The organism is Microcoleus sp. F4-D5, assembly GCF_036704885.1.
Taxonomy (GTDB): Bacteria; Cyanobacteriota; Cyanobacteriia; order Cyanobacteriales; family Microcoleaceae; genus Microcoleus.
In genome coordinates, this window is record NZ_JAUBSX010000056.1 from 1 (window position 1) to 22,025 (window position 22,025).

Genomic DNA, 22,025 nt, shown 5'->3' on the forward strand with positions numbered 1-22,025 from the left:
TTCCCTCTTCACTCCGAAAATGGAGCGATCGCACGCACTGAGAATAGAGCGAGCGCGCGCAAACTTGACATGCTCCCTGCTATGGGCTGTCAAAAAGACATAACATCTCTGATTATCAAGAAAAAAGGAGATTATGTTTTAGCTTTAAAAGGGAATCAAAAACTCCTCTATCAAGCTGTGAAAGAGTGGTTTGAAGTAGCTAAAAAAGAAGATTATTTAGGCAGAGACTACAGTCCGGCATGAGCAAGTAGAAGCCGGACATCATCGAGTGGAAAAAAGACAAGTCTGGACGGCTGATGTATCCGAGTTACCACATCTGCATAATCAAGCATTATGGACTGGATTAAAAACAGTTGTCATGATAGTTAGTGAACGGCGGCTGTGGAATAAAACCACGACTGAAGCTCGTTTTTATTTGAGTAGTTTAAGCAGTAATGCTGAGATAATTGCTGGGGCTATCCGCAGTCATTGGGGCATTGAAAATAGCTTACATTGGACGCTTGATGTTACATTTTATGAAGATAAAAGCCGGATTCGGAAACAGAACTCTCCCGAAAATTTTGCACTTCTACGTCGCTTGGCTATAAATTTACTAAAACAAGAAAAAACTTCCAAACAAAGTCTAAAAATGAAACGGTATCGAGCGGCAATGGACAATAATTATTTAGTTAAAATTTTAAACTCTGCCAGTTAATGCTCTAAATCTAATACCTATCTAATCAGAAAAATTATCCGGCTTTAAGAAGTTTAGAAAATCTTAAGGTTCGGATTTAATCTGCTCAAGTCGGGTGAAAATTAAGAATTTTAAAAATGTTTTTTTAGTTGTTTAGCAATGCACAAATTTAGGTGTTTGTCAAATTAATTTAGATGCGTTTACCCTGTTGGTGATTGCAGCGAAGAAGACGCAATTTACGATGAGATTTGAGCTATGACTAATTATCAGTTTGGAGAATTAGTTCTAGTTGCATTCCTGTTTGCGGGTGCAGCCGAAACTAAACGCCGTCCTGGTTTGGTACTGTTGGACACAGGAGATGAAGACATGATTATTGCGAAGATAACCAGTCAAATCCCTCGCACAACTTTTGATGTAGAAAATCGGGAATGGCAACAAGCAGGATTAAATCGACCTTCATCGGTTCGCTTACATAAACTGAACACATTACAAAAAAGTTTAGTTGAACGCAGACTGGGAATATTAACCCCTGATGATTTGGCACAAGTTAGAGAAAGAATACAACAAATATGGTATTCTATTTGAGCAGGTAAAAAAAATATTTACTTGCGAAATTTTTGAGGTGCGTTTTCACTAAAACATGAACAAATCAAAAAGACGCAAAAATCAGTGGTCAAATGAACTAAACGACATCATTCGAGGTGCATCGGGGGGTTTTTTATTCGGAATTCCCCTGCTTTATACGATGGAGGTTTGGTGGATCGGTTCGCATACTAAACCAGCGGAAAAGTCGATCGCGATCGCAACTACTTTTCTCGTCGTTTTCTTGCTGACTCGCACGGAAGGTTTTCGCAAAACTCAAGACATCCGCTGGCTAGAGGCTGCAATCGATACCGTAGAAGCGATGGCTATCGGCATTGTCTGCGCGGCTTTTGTCCTGTTTTTGCTTAGGGAAATTACGCCGGAGACTCCGCTGCAAGAAACTTTGGGGAAAATCATCTTTGAAGGTCTGCCGTTTTCCTTGGGAGTAGCCCTGGCAAACGGTTTCTTGAGCGGCGATCGCTATCAAACTTCAGGCAGCGAAAAGGAACCTACCATTAATGCAACTCTAGCAGATATCGGCGCTACTTTAATCGGCGCGACGATCGTTGCTTTCAACATCGCCCCAACTGACGAAATTCCCATGCTAGCTGCAGGTATTTCGCCACCTAGGCAATTAGCAATTATCGCCGCTTCGCTGCTAATTTCCTACGGTATTGTATTTGTAGCCGGCTTTACTTATCAAGCAAAACGGCAGCAGCAGCAAGGGATTTTTCAGCGTCCCATCAGCGAAACTGTCATGGCCTATTTAGTGTCGCTGGTGGCTTCTGCATTTATGATGTTTTTCTTCCACAAACTCACTTTTGACGACCCGTGGTCGATTTGGTTGAACTATACATTAGTATTGGGGTTGCCGGCGGTTGTTGGCGGCGCGGCGGGGAGGTTGGCGGTATGAGAGAAAGTAATAACGAACAGCAAAAAAAAAGAACTCCTGCTGAATGGGTGGCCTTTGCGATCGCCTGTTCGATCCTTTCTATCCTCATCGGACTCGTACTCTACAACTGGATGACTAAAAAGCAGGAACCTCCGGTTATTTCTGTCACTCGGAACACGCCTGTTCGCGAAACTCAAGGGCAATTTTACGTGCCGTTTGCAGTAACTAATACGGGCGGCGAAACAGCCGAATCAGTGCAAATTATTGCCGAATTGCGCGTCAACGGTGAAGTCGTAGAATCCGGCGACCAACAAATTGATTTTTTGTCAAGCGGCGAAACTCAAGAAGGAGCTTTTATCTTCAGCCGCGATCCGCGTCAAGGTGAGTTGATTGTGCGATCTAGCAGTTACAAACTGCCTTAACACAGATAAAAATCGGCGGTTAAAACCTGTTCACTTCTGTGAACTCTTTCTCTTCCTACCCTACCCTTCACCGAACCCCTGCGGGGAACGGGAACGGCTTCGCCGAACGCGCCCTTAGCGTCTTCGCGGTTCGTTCAATCTCAAAACCCGCTTGCGCGTTAGCATTTATTGCTATAGTCCGCGCAGGCGGGATTCAATCGCTTTGGAATTGCGATCGATCTACCGCTTCACCGAATTGTGTTCCCACTTCCAAACACAGCTAGAAATCAAATTTGTACAAATATGAGCCGTAATTGGGACTAACAAATTCCCAGTAGTTAAAACACTGTAACCCAACAGCAATCCAACAGCCGTTGCCCAAACAGCATAAGGCCACTGATCCATGCCTCCCAAGTGCAGGATGCCGAAACAAAAACTCGATAAAACTAAACCGATAACATTCAATCCCAAAGCAGACAGCATCACCCCTCGAAATAGCAATTCTTCGCTAAGTCCCGGCAGCAGTCCCAGCCAAATTAAATCAGGCCAAAACAAAGGTTGGAGCACTACTTCCAAGTAAAGGTCTGCACTCCGGCGATAACCCGGCCAGAGGCGATAAACGATCGCACTGCAGCCTGTAATTGCCAGTCCCAGCGCACATCCTTTGAGCAAGTCCATTCCTATCAATTTGACTGGCAAAAGCGATACCGATCCAAATAGCAACCACAATTTAGCTACCGCCAGCAACATAATTGCTGTCACGCCCATTGCTACTAAAACTTGGGTGCGCGTCAAGGGTTCAATTTCAGGATTTCCGGGAAGTTTTTCTGCCACTTAATCACTTTTAGATTTGAGGTTTGAGATTTTAGATTTGTTTAGTTTAGTCAGACAAACAACGCAGGGAGGAGATGTCTGCACCCAAGGAAGCTGGACTGATCCCGGCTCGCAAAGCGACCAAAACTCCGATCGCCTCTAAATATGAGTTTACCTGCAAAGCTTTGATTCCGAGTTTTTCTGGAGTAGTCTGCATCTGGGTTTTGTTGTCGCCGACAGCGATGATTTGTACCGACGATCGCCCGCTCAAACTCAGAATAGCACTGCCACCGCAGGCTGTGGCGGGTATCACTACCGCATCGACTCGATCGGCCCACAAATTCTGGGACTCGAAATCTCGCCTGTTTGCATAGAATTTCTCTCTTGTGGGGTGGGCATCTTGCCCGCCCCATACCTGCGTGCGGGTATCTTGCCCGCCCCATACCTGCGACAGGCAAGATGCCTGTCCCACAGTAGGAGTGACAAATTGGGGAGCTTTGCTGAGGCCGGCAAGCACGCAAGGTAGGAAAGTATAGCCGATTTCCTCAGCAGCCGATCGCGGGGACAGGTGCGGATCGAGGGGAAGTGGCGAAAGCGCGGGGGCGTGGGCGCAGGGGATTTTAAACGTCCTGACGATGAGGTGGCTGATGAGGGCTTCCGCGCCGGCGAGGGGGTCAACTCCTTTGCCGCGGCGGTAGTTTTGGAGGGCGAGGCTGCCTTCATCGTCGGGAAATCTGGCCACAACTGCGATCGCCTCTACTCTTGCTTGTGCGATTAATTTTTCTGCAGCGCGCAATAAACTGTCGGGATTGCCGATCGTCCCCCAGGATGCCCCTGATTCAGAAATACGCAATTCTACTTGCAGGGGGCGATCGGTTAAAACACAATCGGTTATATTCAAACCCAATGTAGCTCTGGCTGCATCAGCCACTTGCAAGTGTCGCAACTGCAAGTCTGGTTCGATCGCGGAATCTAGGATTAAGCCGATGCGATTTTGATGTACTGGTTGCAGTCCCCAGCATCCGGCAGCAAATTTGTCAAGGGCGTAACCTTCAACGTAGAGAGCGTTAGGTATCGGCCAATAAAGTTGAGCGCCGTTGAGGACGTTGGGGTGAGCGATCAGGGTGTCTGAAATTTGGGCGATCGCCCTAGCAACTGGCAGCGCATCTCCTGCAAAGCCCCCGATCGAGGCTCCTACGCCTGTGGGGACTATCAAAACCACTGTCAAAGGGCGGGGGTTCACGATGTTGCGGGGGATGCTTCCACGAGCACGTAGCCTTCTACCACAGCCTTTTGCCGATCGACATCCACGTCTGTAACTGCCCACCGCAGCGGTTCGCCGTACTTTTGCAGTTCAATTTCAATAGCCGAGTGCAGTTGCTCGGCTGTCTCGTGGAGGTCAACTTCTGCGGAAATGAAATGGGTAGTCATCTGGCGATCCATAATGGTTTTACCGCTAGCGGTACTTAGGTCAATTTTAGCTTACTCCTAAGATTTACCGAACTGGCGATAGTACACAATGTCTTCTTTTTCTGTTTCTATCTTCAAGTTCGATCGGGGATAAGCAACGCACAGTAACACATAACCTTCTGCCTGAAGCTCGGGACTAACGCCCATGCCATCAACTTGATCGACTTGACCCTCAATAATTTTAGCAGCGCAAGTAGTACAAACCCCTGCATTGCAAGAACTCGGCAAATCAATGCCGGCGGCGTTGGCCGCCCGCAGAATTTGTTGATCTTCGGGTACTTCTACGGTATAGGTAGAGCCTTGGTGGATCAATTCAACAGTGTAAGTCTTAGACATATTTCAATTATTGGTTTTAATTCCCCGATTGGAATTTACGCTAGATTTGGAAACAAAGCACTCAGTATTTTACCGCTGTTTGTACTTTTGTGCAATTTTACAACTGCATTTTTATTGATAATTTTTTTTATTAATTGGCTGGGACGAGCGAGTGGCCTTTTGTCAATGACTTTTTCACAAATTATTACAAACCTCACGGCGGAACTGTACCACAAAGCACTTATACTTAATTAATTTTTTACATTCAAGCCAACAACTCATCAACCGCAACACTAAAACCCGGCAGCACTAGCTGAGTGCTGACGGTAGAACCCAGGTTAAAAGTTAACTTTTGAGTTTGAGTCATTATCAATATCCAGCGACTTTCTGGAAAAACAATCCAAGCTTCCAGACAACCCGAATCTAAATATTCTTGTGCTTTCAGAAAAATTTCTTCCGCAATATCAGTAGGAGAAACTATTTCTGCAATTAACGGCGGGCTTTGAGGCAAAGTAGGAACATCGCCATATTCAGCAACAAGTTCAGGAGTCAGATAAGCTACATCTGGACGGCGCACTCGGCTGTCAGTACGACAAGGAACTTCTGTATAGACTTCGCCGCCTTGTCCGCTAGATATTTTGTAACTTCTCCAAGAATAATCTAGTTTGGATTGAATTAGACTGTGTTTTGCTGTCATGCCATTTTTCTCCACAATTTGCCCGTCCACCCATTCCCTATCCTCGGGGGGATTAGCCATAAAATCTTCTAGAGAAACATTTTCTGATAAAACGGCAGCCATTACCATAGCCATTTACTCCCTTTTGCAGAATTCACTCATATTGTAGCAATCAATTGGTAATTGGGAATTGAGAATTGGTAATTGGTAATTGGAACTAACAAATAACCTATGCCCTATGCCCTGTTTTGCCAATTTACTCAATATTAATTTGATTGGGAGGTTTAGGTTGATTCTGTGTGTCATCCTTCAAAGTTTTACGCCCAGAACTAGCATAGTCCTTGTACATTTCCACAAACATCTTGGTTAACTGCTGCAAAGAAAGTTGTTCCCCATTAACTTGAGCTTTCATATAAGCTTTAAGCACTTCAATGTAAGCCAAACCGAGGGCAAGCGTGAGAGTTGCTGCCGTTGCACCGGAGATAGCACCGCCGACAACAGTACCCGCACCAGGAATCATTTTAATCAAATTAGTAACAATACTTCTGCCGACAGCAGTAACCCCGCCTGTGCCGCTAATAGCAGACAGCATCGCCGAAATAAACCCCTTATCAAAGGGCATTCCAAAAATTACAGTAATATTAGCAATCATTGCCGTTTGCATCGTCATCAAAATCGGCGCATCAGCAAACGGTACAGGAGTCGCACCGACAATGGCAGAACCTGCAACATAAGCACTTAGATACTTAAATGCCATATCAGCTTTGAGCGCAATATTGGCAATTTGTTCTTTAACAAAAGCTTTTTTAGCTACTTCGGGCAGCAGTTGAAAAGTTGCATCGACCAACTTGTCTAAACCGTGAGATTTTACAGTATAATCCTCATCTATTTCTTCCGGTTCAGCCATCACAGGGATGATTTGACTGACAGGCAAATTCATGTGTTCCAGTTGCTTGAAAAACTCGCTCTGCTTTTTAGATGTCGTCTGAGTCAGCACTAAAAGAACTGGTACATCTTTGACTTCCATTTCTTTTAGCCAGCTTTCCTCCACAGATTCTATTCTATTGGCGCTGTGATTGATGCAGTACCAAATGACGTGAATGTGTTCTTTGGGGTGCAGGAGTCTTTGGTCTTCAATTAGTTTAGCAACGTTTAATTGAATAACTTTAATTTGTTCTGCGTTAAGTTCGAGTCCGGGAGTATCGTAGACTGTAATTGGGCAATTCGGTTTGGTATATTGGCGAATGCCTTGAGTGATGGGGCGGCCGACTCCGGTTTCTGCTAAGCGCTGGCGAAAAACGGAATTTATCAGGGTACTTTTGCCGACGCCGGTTTTGCCTATGACTAAAACATTGCACTGTCCCACTTGGTCTTCTGCGTCTTTGAAGGCGTAGTAACTTCTATTTAAAAGCTCGTCTAAGGAAAAATCGTCTGACATGGCGGTTTGCTCCGATAATGGTGGGATATTAAATCTGGATTAAACACCACCGAATAGAATTCGGGGCTAGACAAACGAAGTCCGCCTTCGCGGACTGGGGGAGTCTTAAGAATATTGTAGCAATTTGATTTAAGAACTGGTGCAACGGGTAGAGGAGAGTTTTGTGTTGCGTGCTGCTAAATGAAAGGTTGTTAAATTTAGTTTAAGCTAACAATCGATCGACATCAATGCTAAAACCTGTCAGGATTTGTTGGGTGCTGGCGGTATCGCCGGATCGAAATGTCAATATTTGATTTTGAGTCATCACGAATATTAAACGACTTTCGGGAAAAACTAACCAGACTTCCTGACAGCTAGATTCTAAATATTCCTGTGCTTTGAGAAATACATCTTCAGCGATATCGGTGGGTGAAACTATTTCGGCAATTAAAGGAAAGCTTTGGGGTAAAGTGGCAAGATTGCCAAATTGTGCAACTAATTCGGGTGTGAGATAAGCGACATCGGGACGGCGAATTTGTTGCTTAGTGCGGCAAGGAACCTCGACATAAGCTTCTCCTCCTTGTTGGCTAGAATCTTTGTAATCTCCCCAGTAACGACTTAGCCTTGACTGAATTTTACCCGTCTTTAGTGTCATGCCATTTTTCTCCACAAGTTTGCCGTCTACCAATTCCATGTTGTCGGGCGGCTCGGTGATGAATTCTTCTAAAGTAAAATTATCCTGTACAGCAGTAGCAGTGACCATAGTTATTTCCTCGCTTTTACCAAACTCACTGGTTACTATTATGGCCGATCTGCAAGGGCGATCGCACTTTGACCGACACTGCTGAAATTATACTGTAACGCCGTCAGGCCGAGCAACGCAGGCTGACTTGGTTCTAATAGCGACAGCTTTTAACCTGTAAATTATCGGCATTACGGGTATTTCCGGCTATCGACAAAAATCTTTAGCTATCGATCGGAAAATTAAACATGGTCAAGGAGAAGCGACTTCTCTGAACAAGATCGGCAGTGTTTACCGCCAATTGCACCCAACAGAGAAAGCAATTAAGAAATATCAAAGCGGTCAGTATCTTGGGGGATGTGGATGATTTAGCAACCGCTTTATTTTGTATTTTATACGATCGGGAAAAGCAGCATAATAGCCGTTCGGAAGCGCTACGGAAAGCACAAGTTAAGCTCCGAAACTTGACAGGCGATGAGTTGTCTGGTAGATATAAACGGCAGTTAGAGGATTATTTTGAGCAACAAAAAGGAGAACAGCAAGCAGAACTTATCAAAAATGTGGGATTGCGATTAGATTTGCTTTGTCGGGAAACATTGCCCTTTGTCAGTCCCCATTATTGGGCAGGATTTGTATCGCAGGGTTTGGCGTAGGAGAAACAGTAAGCATTTAAAAATTTTTATTGCTAATCTATCCTTGATTCTCTCCCAGTTTTCTGATGAGAAATCTGACTTCTTCGAGCAGGGTATTAAATCGTTGGTCATTTTCTAATTTGTACTGTTGAAAATCCTCATCTCGCCGCCGCATTTCTTCATCTCGCCGCCGCGTTTCTTCATCCCGCTGCGAGTCTCTTTCTAAAAGAGCATTGACAGCACCTACAAGCATATCGACATTCCGAGTAGTTTGCTCTACAGTAGAAGCCAAATCATCCACCATTTCATCGGTCCAGCGTTCGGTTGTCATTGTTCTTATTCCTTTACCTTTTTTCAATCAATATTTTACGACAGTTTACTTCTATTTTTAGTCGATCGCTCTGCTTAGAAATGTTCCAGCAGAGATTTCTCTTGTGCGTAAACCTTTCGCAGCGACTCCACGGCGATCGCACTTAACATCAATTTAATCACCCCCACCAATTCCCCCCACTCCAACAATTCAGAAACACAAACAGCTTTCTGAAATCTCGCCGCATAAAAATCCACCCAAAAATCCGGCGCGTGTCTCTCTTTCTGACTCGCCCAACGGCGCTTCCAATAACCAAAATCTAAACCAGAGGGCAATTCCACTCCCAAAACTGGCGGAAAGTCGGCATAACTCACAAACCGACTCATCCCTTTGGCGTGCACGTACAGGATATGCGCCCAGCACTCGAAGCGATATATTTGTTCTACCTTGATTTTCAGCAGCCGCGCGATCGCCTCTTTTGTCACAAACCGGCTCAATCTGTGTCTGGGGGTTGATTTTGGTCGAAAGCTTGCTAACATAGTTGATAAGTTTCCTAATTTGAATAGATCGATTCCTGATTTGGATAGATCGATTCCTGATTTGGGAATTTGATAGATCAGTCCCTTATATGGGATTTGAACTTTGATAGGCGATCGCTTTTTAGTTTTCCAGACCTGGGGGCGATCGCTTTTTACAATATAATTGTATGACTTATATTAGTCAAGTGTCAAGAGGTTATGGGATTAATTAAGTTGCGGGTGCGAGAATTCGCTGCCGAGAAGGGCTGGACGCTGAAAGAAGTTTCAGAGCGATCGGGCGTCGTCTACAGCACGCTCAGAACCTATGCCCGATCGCCTGGATTAGCAACAGTTGACGTGACAGCCTTGCACAAGTTGGCTAGGACTTTTGATTTGTCGATCGAAGATTTGTATGAGATTGTGCAGGAATAGTCGATCGCTTTTACGAACTAATTATCCACTCAATATTGCTCGACAGTTGCTAGCATCTGATTGACAGACTCGCTTTGTTGTAGCGCTTCCCAATCAGATGTAACAGGTTGGTAAGAACAGTAACACACCACAATTCGCTCCTGCGTATCGGAAGCAAAAAACTGCTGAACGCGAGTAACTACCCAATCTCCATCTTTCCCGTGGGTGACTCCATTACCGGGGTCAGATAGATTTTCATAATCGCGGGTTTTGTCCCCTACTTGAGGAATTTCTGGGTTTTCTTCCCAAGTCCAATTTTCCCAAAGTATATTAGTTAGACTGCCCCTTGGCATAAGCTGACGTTCTTCCCAGCCCGGAGCACTCATGCTTTCGGTTTTGTAGACAATCCAGATTTTTTTAGCCATTTTTCCTCCCTTTCCTTTAATCTTGGTAATCTTGCCACATATCCTGAAACGAGGTTTGTTCCCCGTCAAACACGCAAGCCACATCAGGGGGGGTGTTACGAGTTACTCGGATTTCTTTTAACCGCCAGTGGTATTTTTCGCCCATCTTTTCACAGAGTTCGGGATCTGTAACATGGTGTACGTTTTCTGGCTTTGGATTCGGTACGCGATCGCTCCTCACTTGAGACTTCCCTTACAGTTTAAAAACTAAATGTCTTGCCCTGTATGCGATCGCTCCACCACTGCACACAGCAGCTATGTGTTGTTTTGGTTTTGACTTGCTTCTATTTTTGGTTGCTCAGCCTTCATGACATATTGCTCCATAAATTCCAGCAAAACATCCCTCATATTTTTACCGTCCCTAGCAACAGCCGACTTAAATCGGTTCCGGAGCTCCGGCGGCATTTCTACTCTAATAGCCACAGTCTTGTTTTCATCCATACAGGCTCAAGGCTTTACAACATATACATTTTGACATTTTTATGTAGTTTGCCTAAAAACCAGCTTTTTGCATACAGGTGCATTGTTTTAACTATATGCTTTAGTGCATACTAATGCAAGAGTGCAATAAATACCGTTTTCCGCAAAAAACGCTACAGAGCGTTAATTTAAGTCATTTAGGTATGATTTACGCTCATAAACCCGATTTCTGCAAAAAATCTTGAGTTGGGCTTTGTTAGTACATTGTGGTCAATTGTAACAACTTTATAAATAAAAAAAGCGCCTGAGTTCCCTCAGACGCTTACCATAAAATCAACAAATTGTCAACCCTAACCTAACCCTTCAAAGCCTCAGCACCGCCGCAAACTTCCAGGATTTCCTGAGTAATTGCCGCTTGCCGCGCCTTGTTATAAGTCAGCGTCAAAGTACCGATCAAATCGCTAGCATTCTCACTAGCATTGTTCATTGCCGTCATCCGCGCAGCCAACTCGCTAGCGGCAGACTCTTGCAAAGCCCGCAGCAATTGGTTGTTCAAATACAAGGGCAAAAGAGCATCCAGAATTTGCGCCGGATCTTGCTCGAAAATCATGTCGCGGGGCAAACTCTTCTTAGTAGGTGCAGAAACCTTTTCGCGCGATACTTGAAACTCTCCGCCTTTGGTAGTCAAGCGGAAGATTTCATCGTCTTGCACTTCAAAACCTTGGGGGTCGAGGGGCAGCAAAGTTTGAATTACCGGACGCGAACTAATTAGCGACACAAATTTGGTGTAAATTAACTCAACTCTGTCCACAGTTCCCGACAGGAACAAAGAAAGCAATTCGTCAGCAATTTGTGCCGCTTCCGATGCTGTGGGAATTTGTTCCAAGTTAGCGTAAGTAGCATCGATCGGCTGTTCGCGGCGCTGGAAATACTGAGTAGCTTTGCGTCCTACCAACACGTACTTGTAGTCTAAGCCTTCAGCTTTGATTTCCTTAGCGCGATTTTCGGCGTATTTGATGATGTTGCTGTTGTAGCCGCCGCACAAACCCCGATCGCCCGAAACTACCAACAGTCCCACAGATCGCACTTCGCGTTTTTTCAGCAGCGGCGAATCCAAATTTTCAAACTGCAAGCGTTCCGCCAAACCGTACAATACCTCTGCCAGCCGATCGGCAAAAGGTCGAGTTGCAGTCACTTGTTCTTGAGCCCGGCGCACCTTAGCAGCCGCCACCAAGCGCATTGCTTCTGTAATCTTTTTAGTGTTCTTGACCGACTTAATGCGATCGCGAATAGTTTTCAGATTTGCCATAACTTTCTCCTTAAATCCTTGCCCGCATCTTCTTAATTCAAACCGCAGAGTAACGCAGAGTAACGCAGATCAACTTCAGATTATCTGCGTTAATCCGCGTTCATCTGCGGTTCAAAATTTCTACTTGTCTAAGCAGAAACTAGAAAACTTTGCTTGTATTCAGCGATACCTTCTTTCAGCAGCTTCTCAGCTTCATCAGTCAATGCCTTTCCGCCTTGAACTATTTCGCCGTACTTCGGCTTGCTAGTCCGCAAATAGTCGCGCAAACCAACAGTAAACTTGTTGACTTTTTCCACAGGAATGTCATCCATATAGCCGTTAATACCGGCATAGATTACAGCCACTTGTTCGTTCATCGGCAGAGGCGAACTTTGGGGCTGTTTCAACAGTTCCCGCAAGCGCTGACCGCGCGCCAATTGATTCTGAGTAGCTTTATCCAAGTCAGAAGCAAACTGAGAAAATGCTGCCAGTTCTTCAAACTGCGCCAATTCCAATTTCACCTTACCGGCTACTTTTTTCATCGCCTTAGTTTGAGCCGCCGAACCTACCCGCGATACCGAAATACCGGGGTTTACTGCCGGACGCAAACCAGCGTTAAACAAGTCAGAAGAAAGGAAGATTTGACCGTCGGTAATCGAAATTACGTTCGTCGGAATGTAAGCAGAAACGTCGCCAGCTTGGGTTTCGATAATTGGCAAAGCAGTCATGCTGCCTTCGCCCAAATCGTCGCTCAATTTAGCAGCGCGTTCTAGCAAGCGAGAGTGCAGGTAAAACACGTCTCCGGGATAAGCTTCGCGACCGGGAGGACGGCGCAGCAAGAGCGACATTTGGCGGTAAGCTTGTGCTTGTTTGGAAAGGTCATCGTAAATGACCAAAGTGTGCTTGCCTTTGTACATGAAATACTCGGCTAAGCTAGCACCTGTGTAGGGAGCCAAGTATTGCAGGGTTGCGGGGTCGCTAGCGTTAGCTGCTACAACGATCGTGTAGTCCATCGCGCCCTTTTCTTGCAGGACGTTGACGATGTTAGCTACTGTAGAAGCTTTTTGACCGATCGCCACGTAAACGCAGATTACGTTTTCCGATTTTTGGTTAATAATCGTGTCGATCGCGATCGCAGTTTTACCGGTTTGTCTGTCACCGATAATCAGTTCCCGCTGTCCTCTTCCCACCGGAATCATCGCATCAATAGCGGTAATTCCTGTTTGCATGGGTTCGTAAACAGAACGGCGAGAAACAATCCCCGGTGCCGGAGATTCAATCAAGCGAGATTCAGTAGTTTTAATGTCCCCTTTGCCGTCGATCGGACGGGCCAAAGCATCAACTACCCGTCCCAACATTGCTTCACCCACGGGGACTTCAGCAATTCTGCCAGTAGCAGTAACTGCCGAACCTTCTTCGATGCCGAGGCCTTGTCCCATCAGCACAGCGCCGACGTTATCTTCTTCGAGGTTCAGTGCAATACCAACGGTGCCGTCGGCAAATTCTAGCAATTCCCCAGACATAACTTTATCTAAGCCATAAATCCGGGCAATGCCGTCGCCTACTTGCAGTACCGTACCGACGTTAGAAACTTTAACATCTTGGTCGTACTGCTCAATTTGCTGGCGAATAATGCTGCTAATTTCGTCTGGTCTGATTGCTGCCATGTCAGTTGTCAGTTATTATTTGTCAGTTGTCCGTTGTCAGTTGTCAATTGTCAGTTTTTCCAAACTACTAACAGTTAACCCCTAACTAAATTAGTTAATAGTTATCAGCTATTAACTATTAAGAATTCAATCGAATTCCCAAGCGGCGCAATTGTCCTCGCAGGCTGGCATCAATCACTTGAGAGCCTACTTTAATCACGACTCCGCCGATTAAATCTGCGTCTATTTTGGTTTCAATTTCTACTTGCCTTGCGCTTGTCATCGCCTGCACTTTCTCGCGAACAGTTTGCTGTTGAGCGTCTGAAAGCGGGACAGCAGAGGTAACTTCCGCCAAAACAGTTTGGTTGAGCTCTCGGAGTTCGGCCAAGTATTTTTTACCAATTCCTTCTAAAAAAAGAATCCGTCCTTTGTCTACTAACAGCCGCAAAAAGTTCTGCATCAACGGGTTCATTTCTGACCCCGCTATTCGATCGATGACGGCTTTTTTATCCTGCGGTTTCACCAGAGGACTGCCTAGAAACAGGCGCAGTTCCTCCGAATTTTCTAGCAGGTTCAGCAAGGAGCGGATATCTTCGCCGAACTGCTCTGAGAGGTTGTTAGATTTAGCCAGTGACATCAAAGCGGATGCGTAAGGCTGTAAGACTTCGGTGCTGACTTTACTCACTTTCTAGCCTCCCAGTAAGGCAATGCTGCGATCGATTAATTGGTGTTGAGCGTTTTCGTTCAAGCTAGTTTTTAGCTGGCCTTCCACCCTTTCTAATGCCATAGATACAACCGCCGATCTGAGTTGGGCGATCGCTCTTTCCCGCTCTGCTTCCAACTCTTGACCTGCTGTTGCTTTCATGCGTTCAACTTCCTGCGCTGCCTGAGCTAGAATTGCTTCTTTAGCTTTCTTCGCATTTTCTTCAGCAGCGGATCTAATCCGTTCCGCTTCTGCTTGGGCCTGAGTCAATTTCTGCTGTTGTTCTGCTAGAGATGCTGCTGCATCTTTTTGGCGAGTTTCTGCTTCTTTAATCGCCTCTTCGATAGCGGAGCGTCTTTCGCTGAGGATGTTCCCTAAAAAGCCGCGCCCGAAGTAAAACAGCAATCCAATAACAACGATCAGGTTAATCAGGTTGGTTTCTAAAATATCGAAATTTAAACCGAAACCACCTTCCCCGCTAGCTTCTGTGGCTAGCAATAAAACAGTCCCCATGATACTCTTCCATAATTGCGCGTGCAGGTTTAGTCAACCGATTTTAGATTTGAGCATTTACCCAAAATCTAAAACTGTTCGATAGAGCTATTTGACCAGTGCAGTGCCTAATAGCTTTTCAAGAATTTGTCGGCTCAGGACATCTACTTCTTGCTCCAGCGAGCGCATTGCCTCTTGTTTTTGTTGCTCAATCTCTTGTCCTGCCTTTTCTCGCGCCTCTTGAGCTTCTTTTTGAGCCTCAGCTACTTTTGCCGACGCGGTTTTTTGGGCATCTGCTTGAGCCGCAGCAATTACTGCTTGAGACTGTTTGCGAGTTTCTCCCAGTTTTTGTTCGTATTCCTGCGCTAATTTCTGAGCTTTCGCCAAGCGTTCCTGAGCCGACAGTTGAGTGGTACGGATGTATTCATCCCGCTCGTCGAGCATCTTTGTCAGGGGCTTATAGAAAACAGCATTCAGGACTACCATCAAAACTAGGAACTGCAACGCCATAAAGGGCAAAGTTGCATCAAAATCAAACACTTTTAGTTCCTCCTTGGTTTTGGGGCGGAAAGACATCCGCCCCTTTTCGCAGTCCTTCAGTATTAAGCGAAGGGATTAGCAAACAGCAGCACCAATGCAATAACCAGACCGTAGATGGTCAGGGATTCCATGAATGCTAAGCTCAGCAGGAGAGTACCGCGAATTTTGCCTTCTGCTTCCGGCTGGCGGGCAATACCTTCTACTGCTTGACCGGAGGCATTACCTTGACCGATACCAGGTCCAATAGCGCCCAAACCAATAGCTAAACCGGCGGCGATAACAGAAGCAGCAGCAATTGTCGGATTCATGATAAATTTCCTTAACCTTGGTGTACAGAATGAAAGACAGATTTTCGGTAATTGGGTAGTTGGTAATTGGTAGTTGGGAAATAATCGAGGTTGAATCATCTCTTTTTCTGTCCCGATTTCCCATTTCCTATTTCCCGCTCCCGCGTTCCAATTCCAGAGTGTTAATCGTGGTGTTCGTCGCCGTGTCCTTCCAATGCTTCGTGAATGTAAGCTCCTGCCAAGGTGGCAAATACCAAAGCTTGAATCGCACTGGTAAACAGACCCAACATCATTACGGGCAGAGGTACAAACAGGGGAACTAACAGCACCAGCACCGCTACCACTAATTCATCCGCTAAGATGTTACCAAATAAACGGAAGCTCAGGGAAAGAGGCTTGGTGAAATCTTCCAAAATCGCGATCGGCAATAAAACTGGGGTCGGTTCGATGTACTTAGTAAAGTAACCCAAACCCCGCCTGCTGAAACCCGCATAAAAATATGCCAGAGAAGTCAACAAAGCAAGTGCTACCGTCGTGTTGATGTCGTTGGTCGGAGCTGCTAGTTCGCCTTCTGGCAACTTAATTAGTTTCCAAGGAACTAATGCCCCCGACCAATTCGATACAAAAATAAACAGGAACAAAGTGCCAATGAATGGCAACCAGGGACGGTACTCTTTCTCGCCGAGTTGATTTCTAGCCAAGTCTCGAATGAATTCTAAGGCGTACTCCATGAAATTTTGCATTCCGCGCGGAATTCTCTGCATATTGCGAGTTGCCGCCAGGGAAGCTATCAGGAGGAGAGCAATCACAATCCAGGAGGTGATGAATACCTGCCCGTGCACTTTGAGATTACCGATGTGCCAGTAGAAATGCTTGCCAACTTCCAACTCAGCGAGGGGAAAAGCATTAAAGGCATTTAAGACATTTAGCATTTCCATTCACAACAAATTCACACAGTGAGGGTTCACCGACTGCCTGACCCGTTTTGCGGGTCGGGAACGAACAGGCTTTGCAGCATATAAAAGACGAGCGCGCCCTTATATGTCAGAAATCCCAAAAATACGGGCAAAATGTGTAGCTGATTCCACTGAGTTGCTACTACAATCAACCCAATAAATACAGCCAACCGATTTTTACTCAGACTCCTCTTTTGCGGGCCGAGGCGCTCAACGTCTTTGGCCAACATTCTCAAGTAAACCACACCTACGATCGCCCCAATCAAGTAATTTAGGGCAATGTTGAGTGAATAAAAAATCCACACAGAGATAAAAATTATTCCCGTGAAAGCGAGTGTGACTACAAACAACTGTTGCTGAAGTTTGTAGAAATCTTGCATAGCATCAGTGGACTCCGGTTCGGACGAACCTGTCTGAGAGATGTCCTGCGTTTGGGCGGTGGATGCGCGAGATTGATCTGACAAGGTTACTTGACTTTCAAAGCAGCCGGTGTTATTTGACTCCCACTACAATTAATTCGGTTGAAACCGTCTTGTAGCGACAAGTGTGACAAACGTTACAGCTCGTACACTTCACATCGAATAATACCACGTGCAGGTAACATAACTTAAAAAAAAATGAATTTTTCGATTGGTTTTTGAGAACTGTCTGGCTGAGCCGCTTGACCTGGCTCGGCAAGCGTGCCGAACCGTTCCCAAGCCTGAATCTATAAGGCTTTTATGCAGATAGCCGCAGGTTTTATGAATACTTATTTTCGGGCGATCGCCCGAAAAGAAAACTCAACTTTAGCACTTTTGGGGCGACAGCGCTCAACCGTGAGGCTCTAACCAGCAACCAGCGTCAATCACTGCCGTCGAAACTACTCCCAGTTGGCGAGGGCAGCGGGGTACGGATCGTCCTCCAGCCAGATGGGGGTACCGTCATCGGTTCGCAGCAAGCAACAGAATCAAAGGTTCCAGGCTGTGCTTTGAACTCAATTTGTTGTCCGGGCCGGTACCCGAATGCTTCGTCCCAGCCTACATCTGCATAGAAGTCCACGATCGGCTTGCTGTAATTAGTAGTCTTTAATACTGATTTTAGAGGCGATATCTGAAACCAGCCAGCATATAGTAGTTTTAGATACAAAAAATCACTTGACAGGAGTGTAGTCACAGGCGGTTCGTGCCGTCTTGTCCGGGACTGTTAGCCAGAGTACGAACTAGAGGCAGGGCAAGTGACCTATGATTCAACGAGGTGAAACTCTTTAACAGCCGGAAGGAAGTTTCTATTTTCGTGGCTCGATCGACTAAGCTTAATCAAAGCAAATCGCTGTAGAGGCTGCAAACTCGCCCACTGTTCCAAAGCAATTGTCACGCCGAACTCTTGCGCTTTTACAGAAACCGACTCCGGTACAGTTGCAGCATCCATCCACGGGGGATTTTCATCAACCGCCAAATCAGTTCCCGGTTTGCCTGTGTGTAGAATTAATATTTTATTTAGCTGTTCTCGGTAATCAATAATTTCTGCTGGTGTCAAGCAAGGTTTCTCTACAAGGATTTCACGTTCTGCTTGAGTCAAATGATTCCAATCCTGCAACTTTAATTTAATGCCGCAAGTATCTAACTTGAGACGTACCTGCATCGGAATGCAGCGCAAAGCTTCCACAAAATCAGCTTCAAATTCAAAGAACATAATAGATAGTTGATAGTTGATTAACCGCAGAGAGCGCTCTTGGCGCGGAGTTAGAGAGGAGAGAGAAATGAACAAGATTTTGATAAGCTCGATCGTCGATTCAGGAATTGCGCGCTAATACCAAGAAACCAGGTTTTTGTCAGAATTTTTGGGTAAGTGCGAAAGATTTTTGTAAAAACCCGGTTTCTGACCGATCGCGCGCAATTCCTACCATTATTGCAAAAAGTTCGATCGCCATTTATAATTAAATAATATTACAAACTATTGACATGAATCCCGTAGACTACCTTCGGATTAGTTTAATAGACCGCTGCAACTTCCGCTGTCTCTACTGTATGCCAGAAGGTAGCGAGTTGGACTATGTATTGCAGCAGCAGTTGTTAACTCACTCGGAATTGCTAACTCTGCTGCGGGAAGTTTTTATACCCGTGGGATTTACAAAGTTTCGGTTGACTGGTGGGGAACCGCTGCTGCGGCCTGGGGTGGTGGAATTGGTGAGGTCGATCGCCTCGATGCCCGAAACGCGAGATTTGTCAATGACAACTAATGGCTTTTTGCTGGCGTCCATGGCGGAAAATCTTTACAATGCTGGTTTGCGCCGGATTAATATTAGTTTGGATTCCTTGGAACCGGAGACTTTCGATAAGATAATTGGCAGTCGGGGACGATCGCGATGGACGCAGGTTTGGGAGGGAATTCAAGCGGCTTATCAAGCAGGATTCGACCCGCTGAAACTGAATGTTGTGGTAATTCCCGGTGTCAATGACGGCGAAATATTGGATTTAGCGGCATTAACTATTAACCGGAATTGGCACGTCCGATTTATTGAGTTTATGCCGATCGGCAATGGGGAGTTATTTGGCGATAAGGGTTGGGTAGCTTCGGCCCAATTGCGGCAACAAATTAGCGACAAATACGGGTTAGCCGAGTCGGGTGTTCGGGGTAACGGGCCGGCGGATGTGTTTCAAATTCCGGGGGCGAAGGGTACTTTAGGATTTATCAGTCAGATGTCCGAGTGTTTTTGCGATCGCTGCAATCGAATGCGTTTGTCGGCTGACGGGTGGCTGCGGCCTTGTCTGCTGAACGAAACGGGGCAAATTGACTTAAAAACTGCTCTCCGCAGCGGGACTCCTACAAGCGAATTGCGCGAGCGAGTGCGGCACATTTTAGAGATTAAACCCGAGATTAATTTCAAGCAGCGGGATTCGGGAACTACTCAAGGAAATTACAGCCGCACAATGTCTCAAATCGGCGGGTGAACTGCCCGAAATAGAGCGCTCTTTTTGTGATTTCCAGGAGAGGGGCGATTTCCTACGAGATAGCTTCGCACGGGCGGACTTGAGAAAAAACCGGCGATCGCTCTCAAAATAGATGATACTTCAGACAAACTTGTAAATCTTCCTCAGATAGCTGGGCTATTTTCATCAAGGCTCTTAAGGTTCCAACTTTCAAATCTTGCTTCCGGTGAACGGGAATTGACAAAATTTGTTCTATTTCGGGGTTGTCATAGATATGATGACTGCCAGTTACTCCTCAAACGAAATTAAAAGCTTGCTCAGCAATTGAGCGAGAACTTCACGTTCCGCTTCATCTAAAACCATAAGGAGACGATGCCCATTGGCAACATGAGCATCAACAGCTTGTTCGATCGTGTTGAAACCTTTACTGGTCAACTGAATTAGCGTCCCTCGGCGATCGCTTGGATCGTCCATGCGCTTTACAAGGCCAGCTTGTTCTAAGCGATCGATACGATGCGTCATTGTACCAGATGAAACCATCAAACTGTTGAATAGCTCAGTTGGCGAAAGCTGGTACGGCTGACCAGAGCGGCGCAATGTAGCCAACACATCAAATTCTCCACCATTCAAGCCAAAGTCTAAAACTGTCTCTTGAATCGATCGTTCTAAGTATTTAGCTAGTCGCCCCATCCTTCCCATGATGCCCATTGGTGACACATCTAAGCCAGGGCGCTCTCTCTGCCATTGAGCCAAAATCACATCGACGGGATCGCCATTCATTAAAATACTCTCACCTAAAAATCTTGATGTCAACTATCTTAGCATCAAGATAAATGCTATTATCTCGATATCAAGTATCTTAATATCGAGATAAAAACTATGAAGACAGCTACTGTTCGTCTGTCTGATGTTCTGCTGACTGCTTTAGCACCGATGATCTGGGGAACGACTTATGCTGTAGCAACTGAACTCCTACCGCCTAACCATCCGTTAATGGTGGCGGCCTTGCGATCGCTGCCAATTGGTATTCTGCTAACAGCATGGTCGAGACAACTGCCTAAAGGTATTTGGTTGTGGCGTATTTTGCTCTTAGGCAGCCTCAATATCGGCATCTTTCAAGCGCTATTATTTGTAGCTGCTTATCGCCTTCCGGGTGGCGTTGCTGCAACAGCAGGCGCGATCCAGCCTTTATTGGTCGTATGGTTTTCCTGGATAATATTGAATGAAAAACCGTCTAAGCTGTCTATTGTGGCAGCGATCGCTGGCTTTGTGGGTGTCGGGTTGCTGGTTCTCGGCCCTACTGCGCGCCTCGATCGTGTTGGCATTGTTGCCGCGATCGCTGGAGCCGCAACAATGGGGTTAGGAACTGTGCTAGTCAAACGGTGGAAACGCCCAGTTTCTCTCCTTGTCTTTACAGCATGGCAGTTAGCAGTGGGCGGAATCGTTCTGCTGCCAATCGCCCTCGTAATTGAAGGGCCAATAACTCATCTCTCAACAACTAACCTATTGGGTTTCGTTTACCTGGGCGTAGTCGGCACTGGAGCTGCTTATGCACTTTGGTTCCGGGGGATTGATAAACTCAAAGCATCGGCTGTTTCATATCTAGGGTTGATGAGTCCTATAGTCGCAACACTCATTGGATTCGTCTTACTAAACCAAACATTTACGCGAATTCAACTCATTGGGATTGCGATCGTTTTGATGAGTGTTTTGATCGGACAACAAACTAATAGGCATCGCAAACGCTAAAGAACACTGTGGAGAAGGAAACTGCGCGATCGCATAACTTCCCTATCCACAAATCCCGCAGGTTTTTCTGATGAAGTTGATTCGATTGGATATTATGATTAACTGGTTCCCAGGCTAAGACCTGGGAACGAGCAAACGCAGGTTTGGGAGGGAATTCAATCGGCTTATCAAGCAGGATTTGACCCGCTGAAACTGAATGTTGTGGTAATTCCCGGTGTCAATGACGGCGAAATATTGGATTTGGCTGCATTAACTATTAACCGGAATTGGCACGTCCGATTTATTGAGTTTATGCCGATCGGCAATGGGGATTTATTTGGCGATAAGGGTTGGGTAGCTTCGGCCCAATTGCGGCAACAAATTAGCGACAAATACGGGTTAGCTGAGTCGGGTGTGCGGGGTAACGGGCCGGCGGATGTGTTTCAAATTCCGGGGGCGAAGGGTACTTTAGGATTTATCAGTCAGATGTCCGAGTGTTTTTGCGATCGCTGCAACCGGATGCGTTTGTCGGCTGACGGGTGGCTGCGGCCTTGTCTGCTGAACGAAACGGGGCAAATTGACTTAAAAACTGCTCTCCGCAGCGGGACTCCTACAAGCGAATTGCGCGAGCGAGTGCGGCACATATTAGAGATTAAACCGGAGATTAATTTCAAGCAGCGGGATTCGGGAACTACTCAAGGAAATTACAGCCGCACTATGTCTCAAATCGGCGGCTAATT

General features: G+C 45.9%; 32 protein-coding genes and 2 pseudogenes. 10 read left to right on the forward strand and 24 right to left on the reverse strand.

Annotated features, from left to right (window positions below; all coding sequences use genetic code 11):
- The 5 genes and pseudogenes from QUA80_RS22745 to QUA80_RS22765 all read left to right on the forward strand — a co-directional run.
- Positions 1-243 (forward strand): annotated as a pseudogene (locus tag QUA80_RS22745) (hypothetical protein); the annotation flags it as partial.
- Positions 244-268: 25 nt separating this feature from the next.
- Positions 269-694, forward strand: coding sequence for an ISAs1 family transposase (locus QUA80_RS22750; protein ID WP_333427302.1), 426 nt, complete (start codon positions 269-271; stop codon positions 692-694).
- A 234-nt stretch (positions 695-928) separates the two neighbouring features.
- Complete coding sequence (locus QUA80_RS22755) at positions 929-1,258, forward strand: type II toxin-antitoxin system PemK/MazF family toxin (protein WP_333427303.1); 330 nt, start codon at positions 929-931, stop codon at positions 1,256-1,258.
- 55 nt (positions 1,259-1,313) lie between these two features.
- Positions 1,314-2,168: a TIGR02587 family membrane protein gene (locus QUA80_RS22760; RefSeq protein ID WP_333427304.1), complete on the forward strand. Its 855-nt coding sequence runs from the start codon at positions 1,314-1,316 to the stop codon at positions 2,166-2,168.
- Positions 2,165-2,569 (forward strand): TIGR02588 family protein, encoded by a 405-nt coding sequence (locus QUA80_RS22765; protein WP_333427305.1) that lies wholly within the window; start codon positions 2,165-2,167, stop codon positions 2,567-2,569. Before QUA80_RS22760 ends, QUA80_RS22765 begins: the two co-directional genes overlap by 4 nt.
- 219 nt (positions 2,570-2,788) lie before the next feature.
- Here the strand turns inward: QUA80_RS22765 and QUA80_RS22770 are convergent, their stop codons facing one another.
- The 7 genes from QUA80_RS22770 to QUA80_RS22800 all read right to left on the reverse strand — a co-directional run bounded on the left by QUA80_RS22770 (position 2,789) and on the right by QUA80_RS22800 (position 8,002).
- The gene (locus QUA80_RS22770) at positions 2,789-3,382 is read right to left on the reverse strand and encodes a CPBP family intramembrane glutamic endopeptidase (protein WP_333427306.1); all 594 of its coding nucleotides are present in this window, start codon (positions 3,380-3,382) and stop codon (positions 2,789-2,791) included.
- A 46-nt stretch (positions 3,383-3,428) separates the two neighbouring features.
- On the reverse strand, positions 3,429-4,604 hold the full coding sequence (locus tag QUA80_RS22775; RefSeq protein WP_333427307.1) for a DUF3326 domain-containing protein: 1,176 nt from the start codon (positions 4,602-4,604) through the stop codon (positions 3,429-3,431).
- Positions 4,601-4,792 (reverse strand): hypothetical protein, encoded by a 192-nt coding sequence (locus QUA80_RS22780; protein ID WP_190738159.1) that lies wholly within the window; start codon positions 4,790-4,792, stop codon positions 4,601-4,603. The genes QUA80_RS22775 and QUA80_RS22780 overlap by 4 nt, the downstream gene beginning before the upstream one ends.
- 57 nt (positions 4,793-4,849) lie before the next feature.
- Positions 4,850-5,167, reverse strand: a complete 318-nt coding sequence (locus tag QUA80_RS22785) for a 2Fe-2S iron-sulfur cluster-binding protein (RefSeq protein WP_333427308.1) — start codon at positions 5,165-5,167, stop codon at positions 4,850-4,852.
- Positions 5,168-5,411: 244 nt separating this feature from the next.
- Entirely contained in the window at positions 5,412-5,957 is a 546-nt protein-coding gene (locus QUA80_RS22790) for a Uma2 family endonuclease (RefSeq protein WP_333427309.1), read from the reverse strand.
- 121 nt (positions 5,958-6,078) lie between these two features.
- Positions 6,079-7,260 carry a GTPase gene (locus QUA80_RS22795; RefSeq protein WP_333427310.1) on the reverse strand — a complete coding sequence of 394 codons (1,182 nt, stop codon included), beginning with the start codon at positions 7,258-7,260 and terminating at the stop codon, positions 6,079-6,081.
- A gap of 202 nt (positions 7,261-7,462) precedes the next feature.
- The gene (locus tag QUA80_RS22800) at positions 7,463-8,002 is read right to left on the reverse strand and encodes a Uma2 family endonuclease (protein ID WP_333427311.1); all 540 of its coding nucleotides are present in this window, start codon (positions 8,000-8,002) and stop codon (positions 7,463-7,465) included.
- Between the two features lie 266 nt (positions 8,003-8,268).
- On the opposite strand from QUA80_RS22800, the gene QUA80_RS22805 reads away from it, so the two are divergent.
- Positions 8,269-8,634, forward strand: a complete 366-nt coding sequence (locus tag QUA80_RS22805) for a CHAT domain-containing protein (protein ID WP_333427312.1) — start codon at positions 8,269-8,271, stop codon at positions 8,632-8,634.
- A 37-nt stretch (positions 8,635-8,671) separates the two neighbouring features.
- On the opposite strand, the gene QUA80_RS22810 is transcribed toward QUA80_RS22805, so the two are convergent.
- Positions 8,672-8,944: a hypothetical protein gene (locus QUA80_RS22810; RefSeq protein ID WP_333427313.1), complete on the reverse strand. Its 273-nt coding sequence runs from the start codon at positions 8,942-8,944 to the stop codon at positions 8,672-8,674.
- A gap of 74 nt (positions 8,945-9,018) precedes the next feature.
- The gene (locus QUA80_RS22815; RefSeq protein ID WP_333427314.1) at positions 9,019-9,462 is read right to left on the reverse strand and encodes a hypothetical protein; all 444 of its coding nucleotides are present in this window, start codon (positions 9,460-9,462) and stop codon (positions 9,019-9,021) included.
- 198 nt (positions 9,463-9,660) lie between these two features.
- Between QUA80_RS22815 and QUA80_RS22820 the strand changes: the two genes are divergently transcribed.
- Complete coding sequence (locus tag QUA80_RS22820; protein ID WP_332958465.1) at positions 9,661-9,873, forward strand: helix-turn-helix transcriptional regulator; 213 nt, start codon at positions 9,661-9,663, stop codon at positions 9,871-9,873.
- Positions 9,874-9,902: 29 nt separating this feature from the next.
- On the opposite strand, the gene QUA80_RS22825 is transcribed toward QUA80_RS22820, so the two are convergent.
- The 13 genes from QUA80_RS22825 to QUA80_RS22885 all read right to left on the reverse strand — a co-directional run bounded on the left by QUA80_RS22825 (position 9,903) and on the right by QUA80_RS22885 (position 18,319).
- Positions 9,903-10,277, reverse strand: a complete 375-nt coding sequence (locus QUA80_RS22825; RefSeq protein WP_333427315.1) for a hypothetical protein — start codon at positions 10,275-10,277, stop codon at positions 9,903-9,905.
- A 16-nt stretch (positions 10,278-10,293) separates the two neighbouring features.
- A complete protein-coding gene (locus tag QUA80_RS22830) occupies positions 10,294-10,497 on the reverse strand; it encodes a hypothetical protein (protein ID WP_190657376.1) in 204 nt (67 codons plus the stop codon).
- Positions 10,498-10,571: 74 nt separating this feature from the next.
- Positions 10,572-10,757, reverse strand: a complete 186-nt coding sequence (locus QUA80_RS22835; protein ID WP_190657378.1) for a copy number control protein — start codon at positions 10,755-10,757, stop codon at positions 10,572-10,574.
- Between the two features lie 334 nt (positions 10,758-11,091).
- Positions 11,092-12,045 (reverse strand): F0F1 ATP synthase subunit gamma, encoded by a 954-nt coding sequence (locus QUA80_RS22840; RefSeq protein WP_333427316.1) that lies wholly within the window; start codon positions 12,043-12,045, stop codon positions 11,092-11,094.
- Positions 12,046-12,173: 128 nt separating this feature from the next.
- Entirely contained in the window at positions 12,174-13,691 is a 1,518-nt protein-coding gene (gene atpA / locus QUA80_RS22845; protein ID WP_333427317.1) for a F0F1 ATP synthase subunit alpha, read from the reverse strand.
- A 118-nt stretch (positions 13,692-13,809) separates the two neighbouring features.
- Entirely contained in the window at positions 13,810-14,355 is a 546-nt protein-coding gene (gene atpH / locus QUA80_RS22850; RefSeq protein WP_333427318.1) for an ATP synthase F1 subunit delta, read from the reverse strand.
- 3 nt (positions 14,356-14,358) lie between these two features.
- Positions 14,359-14,886 (reverse strand): F0F1 ATP synthase subunit B, encoded by a 528-nt coding sequence (locus tag QUA80_RS22855; RefSeq protein ID WP_015175643.1) that lies wholly within the window; start codon positions 14,884-14,886, stop codon positions 14,359-14,361.
- 87 nt (positions 14,887-14,973) lie between these two features.
- Positions 14,974-15,441 (reverse strand): F0F1 ATP synthase subunit B', encoded by a 468-nt coding sequence (locus tag QUA80_RS22860; protein WP_015175642.1) that lies wholly within the window; start codon positions 15,439-15,441, stop codon positions 14,974-14,976.
- A gap of 26 nt (positions 15,442-15,467) precedes the next feature.
- Positions 15,468-15,713 carry an ATP synthase F0 subunit C gene (atpE, locus tag QUA80_RS22865; RefSeq protein ID WP_015175641.1) on the reverse strand — a complete coding sequence of 82 codons (246 nt, stop codon included), beginning with the start codon at positions 15,711-15,713 and terminating at the stop codon, positions 15,468-15,470.
- 161 nt (positions 15,714-15,874) lie between these two features.
- Positions 15,875-16,630 (reverse strand): F0F1 ATP synthase subunit A, encoded by a 756-nt coding sequence (gene atpB / locus QUA80_RS22870; RefSeq protein ID WP_333427319.1) that lies wholly within the window; start codon positions 16,628-16,630, stop codon positions 15,875-15,877.
- A gap of 26 nt (positions 16,631-16,656) precedes the next feature.
- Entirely contained in the window at positions 16,657-17,112 is a 456-nt protein-coding gene (locus tag QUA80_RS22875; protein ID WP_333427320.1) for an ATP synthase subunit I, read from the reverse strand.
- Between the two features lie 376 nt (positions 17,113-17,488).
- A complete protein-coding gene (locus QUA80_RS22880) occupies positions 17,489-17,773 on the reverse strand; it encodes a hypothetical protein (RefSeq protein WP_333427321.1) in 285 nt (94 codons plus the stop codon).
- Positions 17,774-17,866: 93 nt separating this feature from the next.
- Positions 17,867-18,319, reverse strand: a complete 453-nt coding sequence (locus tag QUA80_RS22885) for a nitrate reductase associated protein (RefSeq protein ID WP_333427322.1) — start codon at positions 18,317-18,319, stop codon at positions 17,867-17,869.
- A gap of 269 nt (positions 18,320-18,588) precedes the next feature.
- On the opposite strand from QUA80_RS22885, the gene moaA reads away from it, so the two are divergent.
- Entirely contained in the window at positions 18,589-19,578 is a 990-nt protein-coding gene (gene moaA / locus QUA80_RS22890) for a GTP 3',8-cyclase MoaA (protein ID WP_333427323.1), read from the forward strand.
- Positions 19,579-19,681: 103 nt separating this feature from the next.
- Here moaA and QUA80_RS33900 read toward each other — a convergent pair whose 3' ends face one another.
- Both QUA80_RS33900 and QUA80_RS22895 read right to left on the reverse strand, forming a co-directional pair.
- Positions 19,682-19,801, reverse strand: a complete 120-nt coding sequence (locus QUA80_RS33900) for a hypothetical protein (RefSeq protein ID WP_445302278.1) — start codon at positions 19,799-19,801, stop codon at positions 19,682-19,684.
- Between the two features lie 44 nt (positions 19,802-19,845).
- On the reverse strand, positions 19,846-20,337 hold the full coding sequence (locus QUA80_RS22895) for a MarR family transcriptional regulator (RefSeq protein ID WP_333427324.1): 492 nt from the start codon (positions 20,335-20,337) through the stop codon (positions 19,846-19,848).
- A 99-nt stretch (positions 20,338-20,436) separates the two neighbouring features.
- Here QUA80_RS22895 and QUA80_RS22900 point away from each other — a divergent pair, with 99 nt between their 5' ends.
- Both QUA80_RS22900 and QUA80_RS22905 read left to right on the forward strand, forming a co-directional pair.
- A complete protein-coding gene (locus QUA80_RS22900) occupies positions 20,437-21,306 on the forward strand; it encodes an EamA family transporter (RefSeq protein ID WP_333427325.1) in 870 nt (289 codons plus the stop codon).
- Positions 21,307-21,444: 138 nt separating this feature from the next.
- Positions 21,445-22,023, forward strand: a pseudogene (locus QUA80_RS22905) (cyclic pyranopterin phosphate synthase MoaA); the annotation flags it as partial.
- Positions 22,024-22,025 lie beyond the last annotated feature (2 nt).

Excerpts from the sequence above, each read along its gene's own strand:
- QUA80_RS22835 (WP_190657378.1), bottom strand. The coding sequence starts at position 10,757 with ATGGATGAAAACAAGACTGTGGCTATTAGAGTAGAAATGCCGCCGGAG.
- QUA80_RS22885 (WP_333427322.1), bottom strand. The coding sequence starts at position 18,319 with ATGTTCTTTGAATTTGAAGCTGATTTTGTGGAAGCTTTGCGCTGCATT.
- QUA80_RS22825 (WP_333427315.1), bottom strand. The coding sequence starts at position 10,277 with ATGGCTAAAAAAATCTGGATTGTCTACAAAACCGAAAGCATGAGTGCT.
- atpA (WP_333427317.1), bottom strand. The coding sequence starts at position 13,691 with ATGGCAGCAATCAGACCAGACGAAATTAGCAGCATTATTCGCCAGCAA.
- moaA (WP_333427323.1), top strand. The coding sequence starts at position 18,589 with ATGAATCCCGTAGACTACCTTCGGATTAGTTTAATAGACCGCTGCAAC.
- QUA80_RS22810 (WP_333427313.1), bottom strand. The coding sequence starts at position 8,944 with ATGACAACCGAACGCTGGACCGATGAAATGGTGGATGATTTGGCTTCT.
- QUA80_RS22860 (WP_015175642.1), bottom strand. The coding sequence starts at position 15,441 with ATGTCTTTCCGCCCCAAAACCAAGGAGGAACTAAAAGTGTTTGATTTT.
- QUA80_RS22895 (WP_333427324.1), bottom strand. The coding sequence starts at position 20,337 with ATGAATGGCGATCCCGTCGATGTGATTTTGGCTCAATGGCAGAGAGAG.
- atpB (WP_333427319.1), bottom strand. The coding sequence starts at position 16,630 with ATGGAAATGCTAAATGTCTTAAATGCCTTTAATGCTTTTCCCCTCGCT.
- QUA80_RS22795 (WP_333427310.1), bottom strand. The coding sequence starts at position 7,260 with ATGTCAGACGATTTTTCCTTAGACGAGCTTTTAAATAGAAGTTACTAC.
- QUA80_RS22900 (WP_333427325.1), top strand. The coding sequence starts at position 20,437 with ATGAAGACAGCTACTGTTCGTCTGTCTGATGTTCTGCTGACTGCTTTA.
- QUA80_RS22760 (WP_333427304.1), top strand. The coding sequence starts at position 1,314 with ATGAACAAATCAAAAAGACGCAAAAATCAGTGGTCAAATGAACTAAAC.
- QUA80_RS22855 (WP_015175643.1), bottom strand. The coding sequence starts at position 14,886 with ATGGGGACTGTTTTATTGCTAGCCACAGAAGCTAGCGGGGAAGGTGGT.
- QUA80_RS22785 (WP_333427308.1), bottom strand. The coding sequence starts at position 5,167 with ATGTCTAAGACTTACACTGTTGAATTGATCCACCAAGGCTCTACCTAT.
- QUA80_RS22815 (WP_333427314.1), bottom strand. The coding sequence starts at position 9,462 with ATGTTAGCAAGCTTTCGACCAAAATCAACCCCCAGACACAGATTGAGC.
- QUA80_RS22790 (WP_333427309.1), bottom strand. The coding sequence starts at position 5,957 with ATGGCTATGGTAATGGCTGCCGTTTTATCAGAAAATGTTTCTCTAGAA.
- QUA80_RS22765 (WP_333427305.1), top strand. The coding sequence starts at position 2,165 with ATGAGAGAAAGTAATAACGAACAGCAAAAAAAAAGAACTCCTGCTGAA.
- QUA80_RS22840 (WP_333427316.1), bottom strand. The coding sequence starts at position 12,045 with ATGGCAAATCTGAAAACTATTCGCGATCGCATTAAGTCGGTCAAGAAC.
- QUA80_RS22755 (WP_333427303.1), top strand. The coding sequence starts at position 929 with ATGACTAATTATCAGTTTGGAGAATTAGTTCTAGTTGCATTCCTGTTT.
- atpE (WP_015175641.1), bottom strand. The coding sequence starts at position 15,713 with ATGAATCCGACAATTGCTGCTGCTTCTGTTATCGCCGCCGGTTTAGCT.
- QUA80_RS22820 (WP_332958465.1), top strand. The coding sequence starts at position 9,661 with ATGGGATTAATTAAGTTGCGGGTGCGAGAATTCGCTGCCGAGAAGGGC.
- QUA80_RS22780 (WP_190738159.1), bottom strand. The coding sequence starts at position 4,792 with ATGACTACCCATTTCATTTCCGCAGAAGTTGACCTCCACGAGACAGCC.
- QUA80_RS22800 (WP_333427311.1), bottom strand. The coding sequence starts at position 8,002 with ATGGTCACTGCTACTGCTGTACAGGATAATTTTACTTTAGAAGAATTC.